Annotated in this window: 19 protein-coding genes; 5 read left to right on the top strand and 14 right to left on the bottom strand. The window is 69.9% G+C overall.

Features of this window, described 5'->3' with window-relative positions; translation table 11 throughout:
- Positions 1–4 precede the first annotated feature (4 nt).
- From ACFY16_RS05945 to ACFY16_RS05925, 5 genes are all read right to left on the bottom strand, one after another.
- Positions 5–1,036, bottom strand: coding sequence for an NAD-dependent epimerase/dehydratase family protein (locus tag ACFY16_RS05945; protein WP_390645828.1), 1,032 nt, complete (start codon positions 1,034–1,036; stop codon positions 5–7).
- Between the two features lie 96 nt (positions 1,037–1,132).
- Complete coding sequence (locus ACFY16_RS05940) at positions 1,133–1,723, bottom strand: winged helix-turn-helix domain-containing protein (RefSeq protein ID WP_390645827.1); 591 nt, start codon at positions 1,721–1,723, stop codon at positions 1,133–1,135.
- 432 nt (positions 1,724–2,155) lie between these two features.
- Complete coding sequence (glnII, locus tag ACFY16_RS05935) at positions 2,156–3,184, bottom strand: glutamine synthetase (RefSeq protein ID WP_390645826.1); 1,029 nt, start codon at positions 3,182–3,184, stop codon at positions 2,156–2,158.
- 465 nt (positions 3,185–3,649) lie between these two features.
- Positions 3,650–4,327 (bottom strand): hypothetical protein, encoded by a 678-nt coding sequence (locus ACFY16_RS05930; protein ID WP_390645825.1) that lies wholly within the window; start codon positions 4,325–4,327, stop codon positions 3,650–3,652.
- 157 nt (positions 4,328–4,484) lie between these two features.
- Complete coding sequence (locus ACFY16_RS05925) at positions 4,485–4,853, bottom strand: arsenate reductase family protein (RefSeq protein ID WP_390645824.1); 369 nt, start codon at positions 4,851–4,853, stop codon at positions 4,485–4,487.
- A gap of 165 nt (positions 4,854–5,018) precedes the next feature.
- Here ACFY16_RS05925 and ACFY16_RS05920 point away from each other — a divergent pair, with 165 nt between their 5' ends.
- Positions 5,019–5,333: a hypothetical protein gene (locus ACFY16_RS05920; protein WP_390645823.1), complete on the top strand. Its 315-nt coding sequence runs from the start codon at positions 5,019–5,021 to the stop codon at positions 5,331–5,333.
- Positions 5,334–5,471: 138 nt separating this feature from the next.
- Here the strand turns inward: ACFY16_RS05920 and ACFY16_RS05915 are convergent, their stop codons facing one another.
- Positions 5,472–6,656, bottom strand: a complete 1,185-nt coding sequence (locus ACFY16_RS05915) for a winged helix DNA-binding domain-containing protein (protein ID WP_390645822.1) — start codon at positions 6,654–6,656, stop codon at positions 5,472–5,474.
- 266 nt (positions 6,657–6,922) lie between these two features.
- Here ACFY16_RS05915 and ACFY16_RS05910 point away from each other — a divergent pair, with 266 nt between their 5' ends.
- Together ACFY16_RS05910 and ACFY16_RS05905 are read left to right on the top strand one after the other, a co-directional pair.
- Positions 6,923–8,263, top strand: a complete 1,341-nt coding sequence (locus tag ACFY16_RS05910; protein ID WP_390645821.1) for a DUF2252 domain-containing protein — start codon at positions 6,923–6,925, stop codon at positions 8,261–8,263.
- A 156-nt stretch (positions 8,264–8,419) separates the two neighbouring features.
- Positions 8,420–8,695 carry a hypothetical protein gene (locus ACFY16_RS05905; RefSeq protein ID WP_390645820.1) on the top strand — a complete coding sequence of 92 codons (276 nt, stop codon included), beginning with the start codon at positions 8,420–8,422 and terminating at the stop codon, positions 8,693–8,695.
- A gap of 37 nt (positions 8,696–8,732) precedes the next feature.
- Here ACFY16_RS05905 and ACFY16_RS05900 read toward each other — a convergent pair whose 3' ends face one another.
- The 3 genes from ACFY16_RS05900 to ACFY16_RS05890 all read right to left on the bottom strand — a co-directional run bounded on the left by ACFY16_RS05900 (position 8,733) and on the right by ACFY16_RS05890 (position 10,698).
- The gene (locus ACFY16_RS05900) at positions 8,733–9,326 is read right to left on the bottom strand and encodes a hypothetical protein (RefSeq protein WP_390645819.1); all 594 of its coding nucleotides are present in this window, start codon (positions 9,324–9,326) and stop codon (positions 8,733–8,735) included.
- A gap of 2 nt (positions 9,327–9,328) precedes the next feature.
- Positions 9,329–10,252 (bottom strand): zinc metalloprotease HtpX, encoded by a 924-nt coding sequence (gene htpX, locus ACFY16_RS05895; RefSeq protein WP_390645818.1) that lies wholly within the window; start codon positions 10,250–10,252, stop codon positions 9,329–9,331.
- A gap of 188 nt (positions 10,253–10,440) precedes the next feature.
- A complete protein-coding gene (locus tag ACFY16_RS05890; RefSeq protein ID WP_390645817.1) occupies positions 10,441–10,698 on the bottom strand; it encodes a hypothetical protein in 258 nt (85 codons plus the stop codon).
- A 363-nt stretch (positions 10,699–11,061) separates the two neighbouring features.
- Here ACFY16_RS05890 and ACFY16_RS05885 point away from each other — a divergent pair, with 363 nt between their 5' ends.
- On the top strand, positions 11,062–11,319 hold the full coding sequence (locus ACFY16_RS05885; RefSeq protein ID WP_390645816.1) for a hypothetical protein: 258 nt from the start codon (positions 11,062–11,064) through the stop codon (positions 11,317–11,319).
- Positions 11,320–11,415: 96 nt separating this feature from the next.
- On the opposite strand, the gene glnA is transcribed toward ACFY16_RS05885, so the two are convergent.
- Complete coding sequence (gene glnA, locus ACFY16_RS05880; RefSeq protein WP_390645815.1) at positions 11,416–12,825, bottom strand: type I glutamate--ammonia ligase; 1,410 nt, start codon at positions 12,823–12,825, stop codon at positions 11,416–11,418.
- 209 nt (positions 12,826–13,034) lie between these two features.
- Here glnA and ACFY16_RS05875 point away from each other — a divergent pair, with 209 nt between their 5' ends.
- On the top strand, positions 13,035–13,502 hold the full coding sequence (locus tag ACFY16_RS05875; protein WP_390645814.1) for an RDD family protein: 468 nt from the start codon (positions 13,035–13,037) through the stop codon (positions 13,500–13,502).
- Between the two features lie 130 nt (positions 13,503–13,632).
- Here ACFY16_RS05875 and ACFY16_RS05870 read toward each other — a convergent pair whose 3' ends face one another.
- From ACFY16_RS05870 to lipB, 4 genes are all read right to left on the bottom strand, one after another.
- The gene (locus ACFY16_RS05870; RefSeq protein ID WP_390645813.1) at positions 13,633–14,334 is read right to left on the bottom strand and encodes a DUF4191 domain-containing protein; all 702 of its coding nucleotides are present in this window, start codon (positions 14,332–14,334) and stop codon (positions 13,633–13,635) included.
- A gap of 68 nt (positions 14,335–14,402) precedes the next feature.
- Positions 14,403–14,603 carry a hypothetical protein gene (locus ACFY16_RS05865; RefSeq protein WP_351142787.1) on the bottom strand — a complete coding sequence of 67 codons (201 nt, stop codon included), beginning with the start codon at positions 14,601–14,603 and terminating at the stop codon, positions 14,403–14,405.
- Positions 14,604–14,883: 280 nt separating this feature from the next.
- The gene (lipA, locus tag ACFY16_RS05860) at positions 14,884–15,849 is read right to left on the bottom strand and encodes a lipoyl synthase (protein ID WP_390645812.1); all 966 of its coding nucleotides are present in this window, start codon (positions 15,847–15,849) and stop codon (positions 14,884–14,886) included.
- A gap of 110 nt (positions 15,850–15,959) precedes the next feature.
- On the bottom strand, positions 15,960–16,757 hold the full coding sequence (gene lipB / locus ACFY16_RS05855) for a lipoyl(octanoyl) transferase LipB (protein WP_390645811.1): 798 nt from the start codon (positions 16,755–16,757) through the stop codon (positions 15,960–15,962).
- Between the last annotated feature and the right edge of the window lie 169 nt (positions 16,758–16,926).

Genomic DNA, 16,926 nt, shown 5'->3' with positions numbered 1-16,926 from the left:
CCGTTCAGGGGGTGGTGTCGGATACACCTCCGCCGGCCTCCAGGACCTGTCCCAACACCTTGGCCTCCACCGCCGGATCGAGTCCCTTGCTCGTCCGGTCCGGCCGCTGGGGCGCCGTGCCGCCGATGGCCCGCAGCCACGTCCAGGTGTCGGTCACCGTCTCGGTGACCGGCCTGCACTCCAGGCCCGTCGCCAGCGCGCGTGAGACGTCCGCGGAGTGCAACGCGTCGTGCAGGTCGGTTTCCGGCGGTACCCACACCGGCAGCTGGGTCCACGGCTCGATGCCCGCGCCGAGGACGACGTCCGGATCGGTCCACCGCAGCTCGGCCGCCGCACCGGTGGCCCGTACGCACGCGTCCAGGAACTCACCCATCGTGGTGTGCCCCTGTCGGCTCATCAGGTTGTACGGCCCGCTCAACTCCCGCTCCACCGCCCCGAGAACCCACTCGGCGAGGTCGCGGACGTCGACGTACTGCAGGGGCAGATCCTGCGGCCCCGGCGCGAGGACGGGCCCGCCGCGCGCGATGCGGGTCAGCCACCAGGGCAGCCGCCCGACGTTCTCGTACGGCCCGAGGATCAGCCCGGACCGCACGAGCACCGAATGCTCCGCCCCGAACTCCGCCACGGCCGCCAGCTCACCGCCCCGCTTGTCGCGCGCGTAGTCGGTCTGCTCCGCGTCGGCCGAGGCGCCCTCGACCAGCGGCGCGTTCTCGGTGTACCCGGCGGGCGGGGCCCAGGCGTACACCGAGCAGCTCGACACATAGACGTACCGCCGTGCGCGGCCCCGCAGCAGCCGAGCCGTGTCCCGTACCGCGCGGGGCGCCGCCGACCAGGTGTCGACGACGGCGTCCCACTCGCCCCGCGCCAGCGAGGCGAGCCCGCCGGGAGCGGTGCGGTCGCCGAGCAGTGAACGGGCGCCGGGGACGGCCGCGTGCCGCCCCCGGTTGAACACCGTCACGTCCCAGCCGTGCCCGAGCGCCGCCTCGGCCACGGCCCGTCCCGCGAACTCCGTACCACCCAGCACCAGAAGTCTCATGCCGGTGACTGTGCCCGGTGGAGCCGCGGGAGGGAACCATGATCTGCCGTCGGCAGAGAACGCAGTGAACTCGGAGAACTCGGGGAACGCAGATGCTCAGTGCGCGAGCGGCGGGGAGTACTTGTAGCCGACGCGGCGGACCGTCTGGATCGCGTTGCGGTGCTGCACGCCCAGCTTGCGGCGCAGGCGGGCGATGTGGACGTCGACGGTACGGCCGTCGCCCACGTGGCCGTAGCCCCACACCGTGGTGACCAGCTGGTCGCGGGTGTGCACCCGGTTGGGGTGCGCGACCAGGTGTGCGAGCAGCTCGAACTCCAGGTACGTGAGGTCGAGTTCGCGCCCGTCCACCTCGGCGATGCGCTGCACGGTGTCGATGCGCACCAGCGGCTCGCCCGCGGCCGGGGCGGCCGACTGCTCGGCCTCCGACTGGTCGGGCACCGCCACCGGCAGGAACGGCGGCTGCTGGTCGGCCGGGACGAGCACCAGGTAGCCGATCATCGGCGGCTGGCCCGGCAGGGTGGGCAGGGTGTGCTGCGGGGCGGGCAGCCAGGTGGCACCCGGCGGCAGGAATTCCGCGACGTCCACCACCTCGTCCCGGTCGACGGCCCGCAGCCGGTGGCGGGCGGAGCCGTTCGGAGCGGGAGCGGTGAGGGTGGGGGCGGAGGAGAGAGTACGAGTGGTCGCCATGAGAGGTCAGCTCTTTCGCGCGAGGAGTGCGTCGGGAAGGACGACGGCCGCGATGCGTGGTCGGGCTCGTCGAGGACGTACGTCGTGCGCGCTGGCCGAAGGCCGGGGTGTACGGCTTTAGAGGGCCCGCGCGTCCATCGCGCGACAACACACCCGGTCGAAGTCGTGGTGCTGACGGGAAGGCCAGAAGGGCTCGAGGTCATGGCGACCCGTCGCGGTGTACTTCTGGAAGCTGGCCATGGCCCCATTGAAGCAGACACACGCCTGTAGCAGGAGACTCCTCTCACTGCTTGGACGCTTCCTTGGCGAGGAGTTGACGTCGGCCGACCACCTTGGCCGTCTCCACGGAAGTGCGGGAAACGCGGAAGCGCGGGAAACGCGGAAGGGGCGCCCACCATGACGGCGGGCGCCCCTTCCGGGACGATCCGGGGATCAGACCTGGCCGGCCTTCTCCAGCGCGGTGCAGCAGGTGTCGACGATCAGACGCGTCACCAGGTACGGGTCGACGTTGGCGTTCGGACGGCGGTCCTCGATGTAGCCCTTGCCGTCCTTCTCGACCTGCCACGGGATACGGACCGAGGCGCCACGGTTGGAGACGCCGTACGAGTACTCGTTCCACGGGGCGGTCTCGTGCAGGCCGGTCAGGCGGTCGTCGATGCCGGCGCCGTAGTTCTTGACGTGGTCGAGCGGCTTGGAGCCCTCGCCGAGCGACTCGCACGCGGTGATGATCGCGTCGTAGCCCTCGCGCATCGCCTTCGTGGAGAAGTTGGTGTGCGCGCCGGCGCCGTTCCAGTCGCCCTTGACCGGCTTCGGGTCGAGGGTGGCGGAGATACCGAAGTCCTCGGCGGTGCGGTAGAGCAGCCAGCGGGCCACCCACAGCTGGTCGGAGACCTCCAGCGGGGACAGCGGGCCGACCTGGAACTCCCACTGGCCGGGCATGACCTCGGCGTTGATGCCGGAGATGCCCAGACCCGCCTTCAGGCAGTTGTCCAGGTGGGCCTCGACGATCTCACGGCCGAAGATCTCGTCGGCGCCGACACCGCAGTAGTAGCCGCCCTGGGGGGCCGGGAAGCCGCCCTCGGGGAAGCCCAGCGGACGGGCGCCGTCGAAGAAGGTGTACTCCTGCTCGATGCCGAAGATCGACTCCTGGGCGGCGAACTTCTCCGCGACCGCGGTCAGCGCGGCACGCGTGTTGGACTCGTGCGGCGTCATGTCGATGTTGAGGACCTCGCACAGGACGAGAACGTCGTCGCCGCCGCGGATCGGGTCGGGGCAGATGAAGACCGGCTTGAGCACGCGGTCGGAGGCGTGGCCCTCGGCCTGGTTCGTGGAGGACCCGTCGAAGCCCCAGATCGGCAGCTCGGCGCCCTTGGCGTCGTCCGCCAGGATCTTCGTCTTGGAACGGAGCTTCGCCGTCGGCTGGGTGCCGTCGATCCAGATGTACTCAGCCTTGAAGGTCACGGGCCACTTCCTTCGGGGGTGGGTCGTTAGACGCACTTGCGGGTGCTGCGGCGCTGCGGCACTGGGGCGCCGCACCTGATGCCCGGAAGCCTGTCAACAGGCCATTTCCCGGTCATTGCCCGATTGTGAACCCCGTGTTACCTGGCGGTGCTGTGGCGCGTTTCACGGTGTGAGGACACCCGGTCGGCGGATGGCCGCCGTTCGCGGTCGCGGAGCCCGGGGAGACGGTCCCGTACGTCGTCTCGTATGCGATGAGTGTGAGAAGCGCCCGAGGGCTCCAGGAAGCGGTCACCGGCTTCCCCTCCGTGTGAAGCCGGTGACCGGTCCGCGGGCCACGCCGGACGCGCTGCGGGTCCTGGACGTGCCGGTCCCGCTGCTCCTGGCCGGGAGCAGCAGGACCTTCACCCCCCTCTCGGCTTCGCTCGAGCGGGGCGCCGCCTCACGGATTTCCTCCAGCCCTGAGCCTCACCCCACCTTCTCGATCAGAGCCCGGCGGATCAGGAACTTGCCGGGCTCACGGACCTGTTCGAAAGCGGCGTTGTTGAGCAGGGCACAGCTGCCGGAGACTCCGGTGACCTCCACCGTCGTGGACTTGTTGTTGTCCAGATTGGTGACCTTCAGCTTCGTGCCCGCCGGGAACTGGTTGCTGGACGCGGCCGGAGCGCCGCCCTCGCCGGAGAGGGTGACCGTCGAGCCGTTGCAGACCTGCTGACCGGAGGCGGCGGCGCCACCGGCGTTGTTCCCCGCGTTTCCCGGGGTGGCGGCCTGGGACGGCTGTGCGGTCTGTGCGGGGGCGGTCTGCGCCGGCTGGGTGGTCTGGGAGCCCTGAGCCGACTCCCCAACCGCACATCCGGACGCTTTCTGCTGCACCTTGATCTGCGCGATGACCGCCTCGCGGTTGGCGATCCGGGCTGTGGACTGGGCGTCCGGAGCGGCCCGTTGGCCGTCGATGAACTTCTGGTTGTTGCCGAGGGCGGTGGCGAGCCCCTGACAGACGGTCGAGTCCCCGGCGGACAGGGTCCGCGGAGTCTGTGCGGCGTTGGAGGTGCTCGCCATGACGAAGGCACCCCCTCCCGCCACCGCCGCGGCACTGACCAGCAGCGCGAGCTTCTTCTTCGTGCCGAGTGTTCTCCTGCGCGACATCCGCGCCTCCTGAGAGGTAGGGGAGCGTACGCCGCTATGTACGAGATACCGAACGAAGTTACTCAGCGGTTACAGGAGTCAATCGAAGTAACCTGCGTCACACCTTGCGTCACACGTGGGTGCAGGTCTCGGTTCACGTCCCGGTTCACGTCGCGGTTCACGTCTCGGTTCGGGACAGAGCCTCCTGAACGGCCTCGTCGGTACGGGCCACGACCGCCGTGCCGTCGTCCGCGGTGATGATCGGACGCTGGATGAGCTTCGGGTGCTCGGCGAGCGCCCTGACCCACCGGTCACGCGAACCGGCGTCCCGCGCCCACTCCTTCAGACCGAGCTCCTTGGCGTCGGCCTCCTGGGTACGCGTGATGTCCCACGGTTCGAGGCCGAGGCGGTCGAGTACGGCCCTGATCTCGTCCTCGGTCGGTACGTCCTCCAGGTAGCGGCGGACGGTGTAGTCGGCACCCTCGGCGTCGAGCAGTGTGAGGGCGCTGCGGCACTTGGAGCAGGCCGGATTGATCCAGATTTCCATGGCGCCCACGGTACGCGAAAACCCGTCTCCCACAGGCGTCACTGTGCCCCCGAAAGCCCTTGTGGCCAGGGGCTTTTGTCAGTGCCGGGCGGTAGAATAGAAGCAGTGTTCGAGGGTGTCGCCGGGGAGTCCGGACGGCGCCCTGACCGCGACAGGAGGATGCCTGTGCCCGCTGCCGCACTGAAGCCGAAGCCGTTGCCCACTCAGTCCACCGCGAAGCGTTCCGTCCTGCTCGACATGCCCTACGCGCCGGTCGAGAAGCGGCCGTTGCCGCCCGGGCGTCCACGCGAGTGGTACGTCACGCACAACCGCCGCCTCAAGGCCATGCGCCTCGCCATCGCTCTCCTCGACTCGGGCGTCTACATGCCGAACCAGGCCCGCAACGAGACGATACGGAGCACAGCGGAACAGATCGGCGTCCACCCACCGTCGGACACGACGTGCCACATGGTGCGCGCGCTGATGCGATACGCGAGGTGAGTCACGGCGCCGGGTGCGGTCTCTCTTTGACGGTGCCCGGCGCCCTCGGTCCGCGGCACGGGTGCCGCGGACCGGGTGAGTGCGGGCGGCCCCCGTAAGCGCCGGACCGCGCGCCCCACCGCCCGGCTCCAGCCCCGGTCACCCCGCCAACTCGCGCTCCACCGGCGTCCGGAACCGCGGCGTCACCCGCGTCGCCCCCACCCACCCCCGCAACCTCTCGGCCTCCGCCGCGATCATCGCCTCCGCCTCCCGGCCGATCCCCTCCGTGTCGAGGAGCCGCCAGACGATCTCCCCGTCCGCCCGCTGCGCCCAACCCCCCACCACCCGCCCGTCCCACCACACCGTCGGCCCCACATTCCCGCTGCCGTCGAACAACGCAGGACGCAACTCGGGCGCCAGATACCAGTCGCGCTGCTGCCAGCCCATCGCCGTCGGATCGAGACCCGGCAGCAGCGCCGCCCACGGCTGCGCGGGCCCCGCCACGGGAGCGACGTCGCCGGCGGTGACGTACCCCGTGCCCTCGTCCAGCTCCACCTCCCGCGCGCCGATCGCGGCCAGTGCCCGGCGGACGTCCGTCACCCGCCACCCCGTCCACCACTTCAGGTCCGCCTCGGTCGCCGGACCGCAGGCCGTCAGCCAGTGGCGCAGGAGCTCCGCCTGGGCCGCGGCGGCGTCCAGTTCGGGATGTTCGGGGGCCAGGGCCCAGCGGAACTGGCTGGATGTCCAGGAGCCCAGCGGGCGGCCCCGGACGACCTTCCCCTCCACCCCCAGCACCCGCAGCAGCCGTGTCGAGACGGTGTGGACGCCCTCGTAGCTCTTCCCGGCCGCGTACACGAACTGCTCCCGCAACCGGGGCTCGTCCCGGGCGAGTTCGGCCGCCGTCGCCTGTCCGCGTCGACCCAGCACGGCCAGGGCCGACTCCTCGACCTCCTTCAGCCAGGCCTCGTCGGGCGCGCCGGCCTTCGCCATGTCCTTGACCAGCGAGGCACGCTCGCGGGCGGCGACCGCCAGACCGGTCGAGGCGTGCACGACGGCGGTGAGGTCCGTGGGGAAGACGAACACCGTGTGCCGCATGCCGTGCATCCGGACCGTCGTGCGGTCCTCGTACAGCGCCCGGTCGGTCGCGGAGACGGTCGTCGCAGGCTCCGTCAGGCGCGCGCCCACGGCCAGGTACACCGTCGCCGGGTCCGTGCCGTGCAGGGCGACCAGGGAGCGGGCGATGTCCTCGGGGGCCGCCGCCCGTGCCGTACCGGCCAGCCGGTGGCGCAGCGCCAGCCGGGCCCGCCGCTCCGCCACGCCGATGTACCGCCGCTCGTCGCCCATGCCGACCTCCGCCCACCCGTGCACCGCCGTCCTGAGGGCATCCTCGCCGACGCCACTGACAACCGGGACCGTCTCCAGACAAATCGCGGCCCGTCACACGATCGCCGTACTGGGCATGCGGCACCCCCGCCCGGGGCCTTCACTGCCCTCAGAGGGTGAATTCGGCAGGGAGGTCCGATGAAGCTGCACGGTATGCGGAGGCGGGCGCGGGCGGCGTTCCCGGGGGCCGCCCCGGTGCTCCGCTCGGGACGGCCGGGGCCCGGCCCATGACCACCCCGGCCGACCGCGCCCAGCGCGGCAAGGACGCCCGCAAACACATACCCCGCTCCGCCCACGGCCTGTGGCTGCCCTCCGTCGAGCGGCCCGACCCCGTCGCCGTACTGGAACGGCAGGGGCGGGACCGGCTGCCGGAGCTGCTGCCGGTCCGGTACGGGCGCATGGCCCGCTCCCCGTTCGCCTTCCTGCGCGGGTCGGCCGCCGTGATGGCCGGAGACCTCGCCTCCCAGCCGCACACCGGCCTGACCGTGCAGCTGTGCGGCGACGCCCACCTGCTCAACTTCGGTCTGTACGCCTCCCCGGAACGCGCCCTGCTCTTCGACCTCAACGACTTCGACGAGACCTTCCCCGGACCCTTCGAGTGGGACGTCAAACGACTGGCCGCCTCCGTCGCCGTGGCCGCCCGGGAGAACGGGCACACCGAGGCCAAGGTCCGCCAGAGCGTCCTGGCGGCCGTGGCCGGATACCGCACCGCCGTGCGACGGCTGGCCGGGCTCGGTGAGCTCGCCGTCTGGTACGAGCGCATCGAGGCCGACCAACTGCTGCCCCTGGTCCGCTCCGGCCGCCACCGCCGCCGCGTCGAGTCCAGCCTCACCCGCGCCCGCCGCCGCACCAGCCTGCAGGCGCTCGGCAAGCTGACGGAGATCGTCGACGGCCGGCGGCGCATCATCCAGGATCCGCCGATCCTGGAGTCCGCCGGAGCCTCCGACGCGGCCGCCCTGCGCAAGATCTTCAGCGACTACCGCTCCACGCTCTCCGAGGAACGCCGCCTGCTCCTCGACCGCTACCGCTTCGTCGACGCCGCCCGCAAGGTCGTGGGCGTCGGCAGCGTCGGCACCCGCTGCTTCATCGTGCTGCTCACCGGACGGGACGACGACGACCCGCTGTTCCTCCAGATCAAGGAGGCCAGGGAGTCCGTACTGGAGGAGCATCTGCCGAACGGGCCGTACGTCCACCCGGGCCACCGGGTCGTCGCGGGGCAGCGGCTGCTCCAGGCCGCCGGCGACATCTTCCTGGGGTGGATGACCGGTCCGCAGGGCCGCGCCTACTACTGGCGGCAGCTGCGCGACATGAAGGGCTCCGCGGACGTCGCCGGACTGAACCCGGACATCCTCCAGACCTACGCCCGGCTGTGCGGCACCGCCCTGGCCCGCGGGCACGCCCGCTCCGGTGACCGCATCGCCATCGCCGCCTACCTCGGCAACGCAGAGACCTTCGACCGAGCCGTCGCCGACTTCGCCCTGAGCTACGCCGACCAGACCGCCGCCGACCACGCGGCCCTCGGCGCGGCGGTCGCGGCGGGGGTGGTGGCGGCCGCACCGGAGATCTGACCGACGGCTCGACACGAGCGATCGCTCAGTCACTGCCCGTCGGGCCGAGGACTCCTCCCGCGGTCCCGCGAGAAAAGGAGATGCACGCGGAGTGACCGCATCCCTACGCTGAAGACACCACACACCCACGCATCCATGGACACGGAGATACCAGTCATGAGCACATTCATCATGGCCGGAGCCGTCGTCCTGGTGGTCCTGGGATTCGGAAACCACGTCTGGTGGCTGGCCGCCGCCGCTCTGCTCTACCTGTACGCGCGGTACGGGCGGGGCACGTCCTCGGCGTCCACGCCGGGCGCCGGCACCCCGACGGGATCGGCACCCGCCACCTACCAGGCGTACCGAGCCCGCCGTGACCAGCAGGCCAAGTGGGAGCGCCGCTACCGCCGCGAGCGCCCCTTCGAGGCCCGCCGCCAGGACCGCGGCAACTGAACCGGCAGCCGAACCGTCGTCGACACGTCCCCGGCCGTCACAGGCCGGGGGCGCCCCACACCGGGAACCAGCGGCTCAGGTCCGCCTCGACCCGCAGGTCGTTCGCGAGCGCCGCCCTCACCTGGAGTTCGAGCGCGTTGTCGCGCCGCTGTCCCTGACCGGGCAGCGGCGCGAACGGGTAGAAGGTGCCGCGCTTGTAGAGGTACACCAGTGCCAGCTTGCGCCCCCGATCGGTCCCCCGTTCCTCGAATCCCGCCAGGGAGCACAGCAGTTGCGGCCCGAAGCCGTTGACCTCCATCGACGTGTTCACCGCGTGCAGGTCGTTGACCAGGAGCGACAGCTCGTCGGGGGCGCGGTGGGAGACCAGCCAGGAGTAGCCGTAGCCGTCCCGCGTCAGCTCCACCGGGGGGCCGGTGCGGTCGGCGTCCGCGTCGAGGAGTGCCTGGACCTCCCGGTGCGTCTGCTCGAAGGCCGCACCCTCGACCGTGGCGAAGCACACCGCACCCTGCCCCGTCGGCGTGAACCCCGCCGCCACCTCCAGCGTCACCGCCGCCGACGGCAGCGCGAACAGCTGGTCGAGATCGGGCACGACCGGCTTCGTACGCCCGAGCAGGATGTCCAGCAGCCCCATCCTCAGCTCGCCTTCCCGGGCGTCGCTGCCTCGCCCAGCTCGGCGGAGATCCGTCCCAGCTGCTCCAGCCGCCGCTCCAGGCTCGGGTGGGTGGAGAAGAGGTTCGCGATGCTGGGCTCGGCGCCCAGCGCAGGAGTGAAGTAGAACGCGTTGAAGGCCTGGGCCGTGCGCAGGTCCTTCGTCGGGATCCGGGCGATGTCGCCGGAGACCTTCGTCAGCGCGGAGGCCAGCGCCGAGGGCCGCCCGGTCAGGTGTGCCGCCGCCCGGTCCGCGGCCAGCTCGCGATACCGGGACAGGGCCCTGATCAGCAGGAAGCTGATCGCGTACACCGCCGCGGAGATACCCATCACGGCGGCGAACACGGCGATGGTGTTCTGGTCCTTGCGGCCCCGCCCGCCGAAGAGCTGCGAGTAGAAGGCGAACCGCACGATCAGGCCGGCGATCACGCCGAGGAAGGACGCCACCGTGATCACAGCGACGTCCTTGTGCGCCACGTGCGACAGCTCGTGCGCCAGTACGCCCTCCAGCTCCGCGGGCTCCAGCCGCCGCAGCAGCCCGGTGGTCACACAGATCACCGCATGGTCGGGGTTCCGCCCGGTCGCGAACGCGTTCGGCATGTCCATCTCGGACACGGCGACCACCGGCTTCGGCATGTCCGCGATCGCGCTCAGCCGGTCGATCACGGCGTGCAGTTCGGGATACTCCTCCCGCTCCACGACCCGTCCGTGCATCGCGTACAGGGCGATCCGGTCGGAGAACCAGTACTGCGCGGCGAGCGCACCCGCCGCGATGACGACGACCAGTACCCACGACTTCAGCAACGCGATCAACGCGGCGACGAACGCCACGTACAGCAGTCCGAGCAGGAACAGCGTGACCGCCATCCGCACGGTCAGCCGCCGGTCGCTCCGGAATCGGCTCTGCATCTGCCTCACCCCGCAGTCAGGCACTCGTCCCACTGCCCAGTGTGCACCTGCGGATTCCCATGAAGTGGTTCCGAACGGCCCTAGGAGCAGCAAAAGCTCCCTGTGAGTCGTCGCCCGCCCGCGCTGCGTCAATGCCCGCCCGGTGCCGGATCCGGCGGTCCCGGTGACACAGGGCGAGCCGTGTCTCCTTAGTAGGGGGCCCGCATCTGGGCGTACCCGAGCAGGATGATGACGGCGGCCGCGCAGCCGAGGACTATGGCCGTCGACACCCAGGACGACCGGCGGGGCCCGGCCGCGTCCGGGTGGGCGCGGAACGGTGCCGGGTCCGGGGGGTTCTCCTTCCAGCGGGCGGCGAGCATCCGGGCCCGGGCGGAGGGCTCCTTGTGCTCGGCCGATCTCGCCCACGTGTGGTCGAACTCGCGCTCCCAGTCGTCCTTTTCAGTCATCCCCGTTCAACCTCTCTCGTCCGGTGGAGTCCAGGAGGGATGATCCCCCGACTGTAGGAAGTCTGTGAGGCGCGGAAGGTTGTACGGGGAAGCGTGAAAGGTTGCCCGGGCCACCACGCCCACGCAGCGCATTTCGTCCAGGATGCTGAGTGATCGAGGGGCGGCTAGCATTGATCAGGAGAGAGCCGCCGTGCGGGGTACGCCCTTCGCTGGCGTAATCCCTGCTCACCAGGGCGTCCGACAGCCCTGTCCTGGTAACCCAGGCGGCCAGACCTACGACCGCGCCGGACTTTTCACTCTGAGGTCGCGGCCATCCGGTTCGTGCTTCGAGAACCGCACGAAGGGTGGAAGGAAGGTACGTCCATGAATGCACATCGTGCTAGGCGTCTCGCCGCGGCGTCCGCTGTCGGCATCCTGATGGCCGGCGGTGCCACGATCGCCGCGACCGGTACGGCCTCGGCGGCCGCTCCGGCCCAGGTCTCCACCAACCGTGGCTGCTTCTACGGTGGCGGCTGGTGGAACAACTGCAACTACGGCTTCGGCAACCGTTTCGGCTTCAACAACGGCTTCGGCTTCAACAACGGTTTCAGCAACGGAGCCGTCGTCGTGATCGTGGTGTGAAGGTGAGGTGACCGGAGCACGGCCGAGGGCCGCCACCTGTAACAGGTGGCGGCCCTCAGCGGTTGTGCCCGACGGGCTGCCTGCTCGGCGTCCTTCCTAGACGTCGAAGTACAGCTCGAACTCGTGCGGGTGCGGACGCAGCTGCAGCGGAGCGATCTCGTTCGTGCGCTTGTAGTCGATCCACGTCTCGATCAGGTCGGACGTGAACACGTCGCCCGCGAGCAGGAACTCGTGGTCGGCCTCGAGGCGGTCGAGGACGGCCGGGAGCGAGGTCGGGACCTGCGCGACGCCCGCGTGCTCCTCGGGCGCCAGCTCGTAGAGGTCCTTGTCGATCGGCTCGGCCGGCTCGATCTTGTTCTTGATGCCGTCCAGGCCCGCGAGCAGCAGCGCGGAGAAGGCCAGGTACGGGTTGCCGGAGGAGTCGGGCGCGCGGAACTCGACGCGCTTGGCCTTCGGGTTCGAGCCGGTGATCGGGATACGCATGGCCGCGGAGCGGTTGCGCTGCGAGTACACCAGGTTGACCGGGGCCTCGAAGCCGGGGACCAGACGGTGGTACGAGTTCACCGTCGGGTTGGTGAAGGCCAGCAGCGACGGGGCGTGCTTGAGGATGCCGCCGATGTAGTAGCGGGCCATGTCCGACAGGCCCGCGTAACCGGCCTCGTCGTAGAACAGCGGGGCGCCGCCGGCCCACAGCGACTGGTGGACGTGCATGCCCGAGCCGTTGTCACCGAAGATCGGCTTCGGCATGAAGGTCGCGGTCTTGCCGTTGCGCCAGGCGACGTTCTTCACGATGTACTTGAAGAGCTGGAGGTCGTCGGCCGCGGCGAGCAGCGTGTTGAACTTGTAGTTGATCTCGGCCTGGCCGGCGGTGCCCACCTCGTGGTGCTGGCGCTCGACCTGGAGGCCGGAAGCGGCCAGCTCCAGGGAGATCTCGGCACGCAGGTCGGCGAAGTGGTCGACCGGCGGGGTCGGGAAGTAACCGCCCTTGTAGCGGACCTTGTAACCGCGGTTGTCCTCGATGGCACCGGTGTTCCAGGCGCCGGCCTCGGAGTCGATGTGGTAGAAGGACTCGTTCTCGGCGGTCTTGAAGCGCACGCTGTCGAAGACGTAGAACTCGGCCTCGGGACCGAAGTACGCGGTGTCCGCGATGCCGGTCGAGGCGAGGTAGGCCTCGGCCTTCTTCGCCACGTTGCGCGGGTCACGGGAGTACTGCTCGCCCGTGATCGGGTCGTGGATGAAGAAGTTGATGTTGAGGGTCTTGTCCCGGCGGAACGGGTCGACACGGGACGTCGACAGGTCGGCGCGCAGGGCCATGTCGGACTCGTGGATGGCCTGGAAACCGCGGATCGACGAACCGTCGAACGCGAGCTCCTCGTCCGGGTCGAACGCCTCGACGGGCAGCGTGAAGTGCTGCATGACGCCCGGCAGGTCGCAGAAGCGGACGTCGATGAACTTGACGTCCTCGTCCGCGATGAACTTCTTGGCCTCGTCGGCGTTCTGGAACATCCAGCTCCTCCTACTCCCGACCGTCTTGCCGGGGTGGTAGTTCGTTCGTGCGGCCAGTGCGGTGGCACACGCTGCCTTAGACACTAGGGATGCGTGATTTCTCGGGCGTGACCCATTTGTTTCGCAGAAGTTAACCAGCCCTGGTTCCAAGGTAGCCCCGACACACCCCGACGTCTCCCGGTCATATACGGGCGCAGTACCGTGGACGGGTGGACAACAGGCAAGCAATCGGATCGTGGCTTTCCGGGCCACGCGCGGCCATGGAAGGCGCCGGTGCCGACTTCGGATACCGGGGCGAACAGCTCGGTCTGCCGGAGGAGGGGCCCGGCTCGATCGCCCGCCCGGGACGGCGGCTCGGCGCCCTCGCCGTGGACTGGGGCCTGTGCCTCTTGATCGCATACGGCCTGATCACGGACGGCTACGACCAGCGGACCGGCAACTGGGCGCTGCTCATCTTCTTCGCGCTGGGCGTCCTGACCCTCGGCACGGTCGGCTGCACCCCCGGCAAGCGCCTCTTCCGCCTGCGGGTGGTCGCCCTGGAGACCGGCACCGTCAAGCCGCTGCGCGCCCTGCTGCGCACGGTCCTGCTGTGCCTCGCCATCCCGGCCCTGATCTGGGACCGCGACGGCCGGGGGCTCCACGACCGGCTGGCCCGCACGGTCGAGGTGCGTATCTGAGAACGATCGGGGTGCGCATCCGAGGGGCTTGATACGAAGTGCGCATCTGAGGGCTTGATACGAAGAAGGGGCGCCCGGAGTGATCCGGGCGCCCCTTCTTCGTAGAGGTCGTCGTAGCGCAGGAGGGATGTCAGCGGCCGTTCGGCCCGCCCTTCGGCAGGCGCATGCCCTTCGGCATCGGCCCCTTCGGCAGCGGCATGTTGCTCATCAGGTCGCCCATGGCGCGCAGCCGGTCGGTGGTCGTGGTGACCTGCGGGCCGGTCAGTACGCGCGGCAGCTTCAGCATGGTCGTGCGCAGCTTCTTCAGCTCGACCTGGCCCTCGCCCGTACCGACGATCACGTCGTGCACCGGCACGTCCGCGACCACGCGGTTCATCTTCTTCTTCTCGGCGGCCAGCAGGGACTTCACCCGGTTCGGGTTGCCCTCGGCCACCAGGACGATGCCGGCCTTGCCGACAGCCCGGTGCACCACGTCCTGGCTGCGGTTCATCGCCACCGCGGGGGTCGTCGTCCAGCCCCGGCCGATGTTGTCCAGTACGGCCGCTGCGGCGCCCGGCTGGCCCTCCATCTGCCCGAAGGCCGCCCGCTCGGCCCGGCGCCCGAACACGATCGCCGTCGCGAGGAAGGCGAGCAGAAAGCCCAGGATGCCGAGATAGATGGGGTGACCGATCAGGAAACCGATCGCGAGAAAGACACCGAAGGTGATGATGCCGACAGCCGCGAGTACAAGACCGATCTTCTTGTCGGCCTTGCGGGTCATCTTGTAGGTCAGGGCGATCTGCTTCAGTCGCCCGGGGTTCGCGGCGTCCGCCGCGTTGTCCTTCCTCGCCATGCCACGAAGTCTACGTGTCCCCAGGACTACCGACGACGGCAGTGCCCGGAGAGCGGGAGGGGATGCGTTCAGGGACGGGCGGACAGGGTCTCCTCGAGGACGCGCTGTGTCTCGACCCGGTCCTTGGCGCGGCGGCGGTCCTCCAGGACGGAGGTCCAGGCGTTGCGGCGGGCGGTGCGCTGGCCGCTGCTCATGAGCAGCGACTCGACTGCGCGAAGTGCGTCGGTGAAGGACGGGATCGCTGTGGCGCGAACGGGCGCGGCCTGCATGGTGAAGGTCCCCCCTCGGTATGGCTCCGGGTACGGGTGCGGGTGTACGTGCTGTGATACCAACGTCACTGATTGGTGTTACCAGGGCGTGACCGACCGGTCAAACACGAATGAAACCTTGATGCGGGGGCCCGAAAGACTGACGCGGCCCTGACGAACGCCCTCATCTGCGAGGACGGTCAGGGCCGCGTCATATCGGCCACTACTGACCAGTAGTATCTTGTGCGCGAATTCACACGCATGCCTCGCGCCCGTATGGGGCAAGGAGGGTGACGGTCTGTCAGACGGCCTGCGCGGCGACGTAGGTGCCCCGCTTCTCGATGGCCATCTGGTAGAGCCGGCCGGCACGATACGACGAGCGGACCAGGGGGCCCGACATCACGCCGGAGAAACCGATCTGCTCGGCCTCCTCCTTCAGCTCCACGAACTCGTGCGGCTTGACCCAGCGCTCCACCGGGTGGTGGCGCACGGAGGGGCGCAGGTACTGCGTGATGGTGACCAGCTCGCAGCCGGCGTCGTGCAGCTGCTTGAGCGCCTCGCTGACCTCCTCACGGGTCTCGCCCATGCCGAGGATCAGGTTGGACTTGGTGACCAGGCCGTAGTCGCGCGCGGCGGTGATCACCTGCAGGGAGCGCTCGTAGCGGAAGCCGGGGCGGATCCGCTTGAAGATCCGCGGGACCGTCTCGACGTTGTGCGCGAAGACCTCGGGCCGGGAGGAGAAGACCTCCGCCAGCTGCTCGGGGACGGCGTTGAAGTCGGGGGCGAGGAGCTCGACCTTGGTGCGGCCGGCCTCGCGCCCGGCGGTCTGCGCATGGATCTGGCGGACCGTCTCCGCGTACAGCCAGGCGCCGCCGTCCTCCAGGTCGTCGCGGGCGACGCCGGTGATGGTGGCGTAGTTCAGGTCCATGGTGACCACGGACTCGCCCACGCGGCGCGGCTCGTCACGGTCGAGCGCCTCGGGCTTGCCGGTGTCGATCTGGCAGAAGTCGCAGCGCCGGGTGCACTGGTCGCCGCCGATGAGGAAGGTCGCCTCGCGGTCCTCCCAGCACTCGTAGATGTTGGGACAGCCGGCTTCCTGGCAGACCGTGTGCAGGCCCTCGCTCTTCACGAGGTTCTGCATCTTCGTGTACTCGGGACCCATTTTCGCCCGGGTCTTGATCCACTCGGGCTTGCGCTCGATGGGGGTCTGGCTGTTGCGGACCTCCAGGCGCAGCATCTTGCGTCCGTCGGGTGCGACTGCGGACACGTCGGCTCCCTGTAGCTTCGATTCGTCGGCGTACACCAGAGTACGCCCGTACTGTTTCCGGCCCTGCGTGTGGGCAACCTTGCGGAACGGGGGTGCATTCCCCCGTACGGCTAGACCGACGCCCGCTCGATCTCCCGCGGCTTCAGCTCCGCGTTCGCCAGTACGTCCTTCAGGTGCCGTTCGGCGACCGGCAGGACATCGGCGATGGTGAGGTCGCGGCCCAGTTCGTGGGCGAGGGAGGTCACCCCGGCGTCGCGGATGCCGCACGGGATGATCTTGTCGAAGTTGGATGTGTCCGGGTTCACGTTCAGCGCGAAGCCGTGCATGGTGACGCCCTTGGCGACCCGGATGCCCATGGCGCAGATCTTGCGGTCCTCGCGACGCTGGCCGGCGTTGGAGGGGGCGTACTCGGGGCCGTTGAGGCGGGGGTCGAACTCCTCGTCCGTCAGCCGCGGGTCGAAGTCCAGGGAGAGGCCGCCGATCGACGGACGCTGCTCCACCGGGTCGCCCAGCACCCAGACGCCGGCCCGGCCCTCCACCCGGCTGGTCTCGACGCCGAACTCCGCGCAGACGCGGATCATCGCGTCCTCGAGGCGCCGGAGGTGGGCGACGACGTCGACCGGACGCGGGAGCTTCTGGATGGGGTAGCCCACCAGCTGGCCCGGCCCGTGCCAGGTGATCTTGCCGCCGCGGTCCACGTCGACGACCGGGGTGCCGTCGAGCGGGCGTTCGTTGTCCGCCGTGCGCCGGCCGGCCGTGTAGACCGGGGGATGCTCCAGGAGCAGCACGGTGTCGGGGACCTCGTCGGCGAACCGTGCCGCGTGCACCCGGCGCTGCTCGTCCCACGCCTCCTGGTACTCGACGGCATCGGCACCGAACCCCATGCGGACGAACCGCAACTCACTCACGGCAAGCGCCTCCCTAGAAGGTCGTAAGGCACGAAACGTGCCCACGCCACTGTACGTCCGGCCGAATCCCGTCAGCCGCGTGGCCAATCCTCACACGATCGGATGAATGAGGGTCGAGATGTGCGATCGGATGCTTACGCTCCGCTACATTCGCGCCGTTCACGAGGCC

The organism is Streptomyces sp. NPDC001315 (genome assembly GCF_042896175.1).
In the GTDB taxonomy this organism is placed as follows: domain Bacteria; phylum Actinomycetota; class Actinomycetes; order Streptomycetales; family Streptomycetaceae; genus Streptomyces.
Note: the sequence above shows the minus strand (reverse complement) of the source record. Positions and strands in the feature narration are given on the sequence as shown.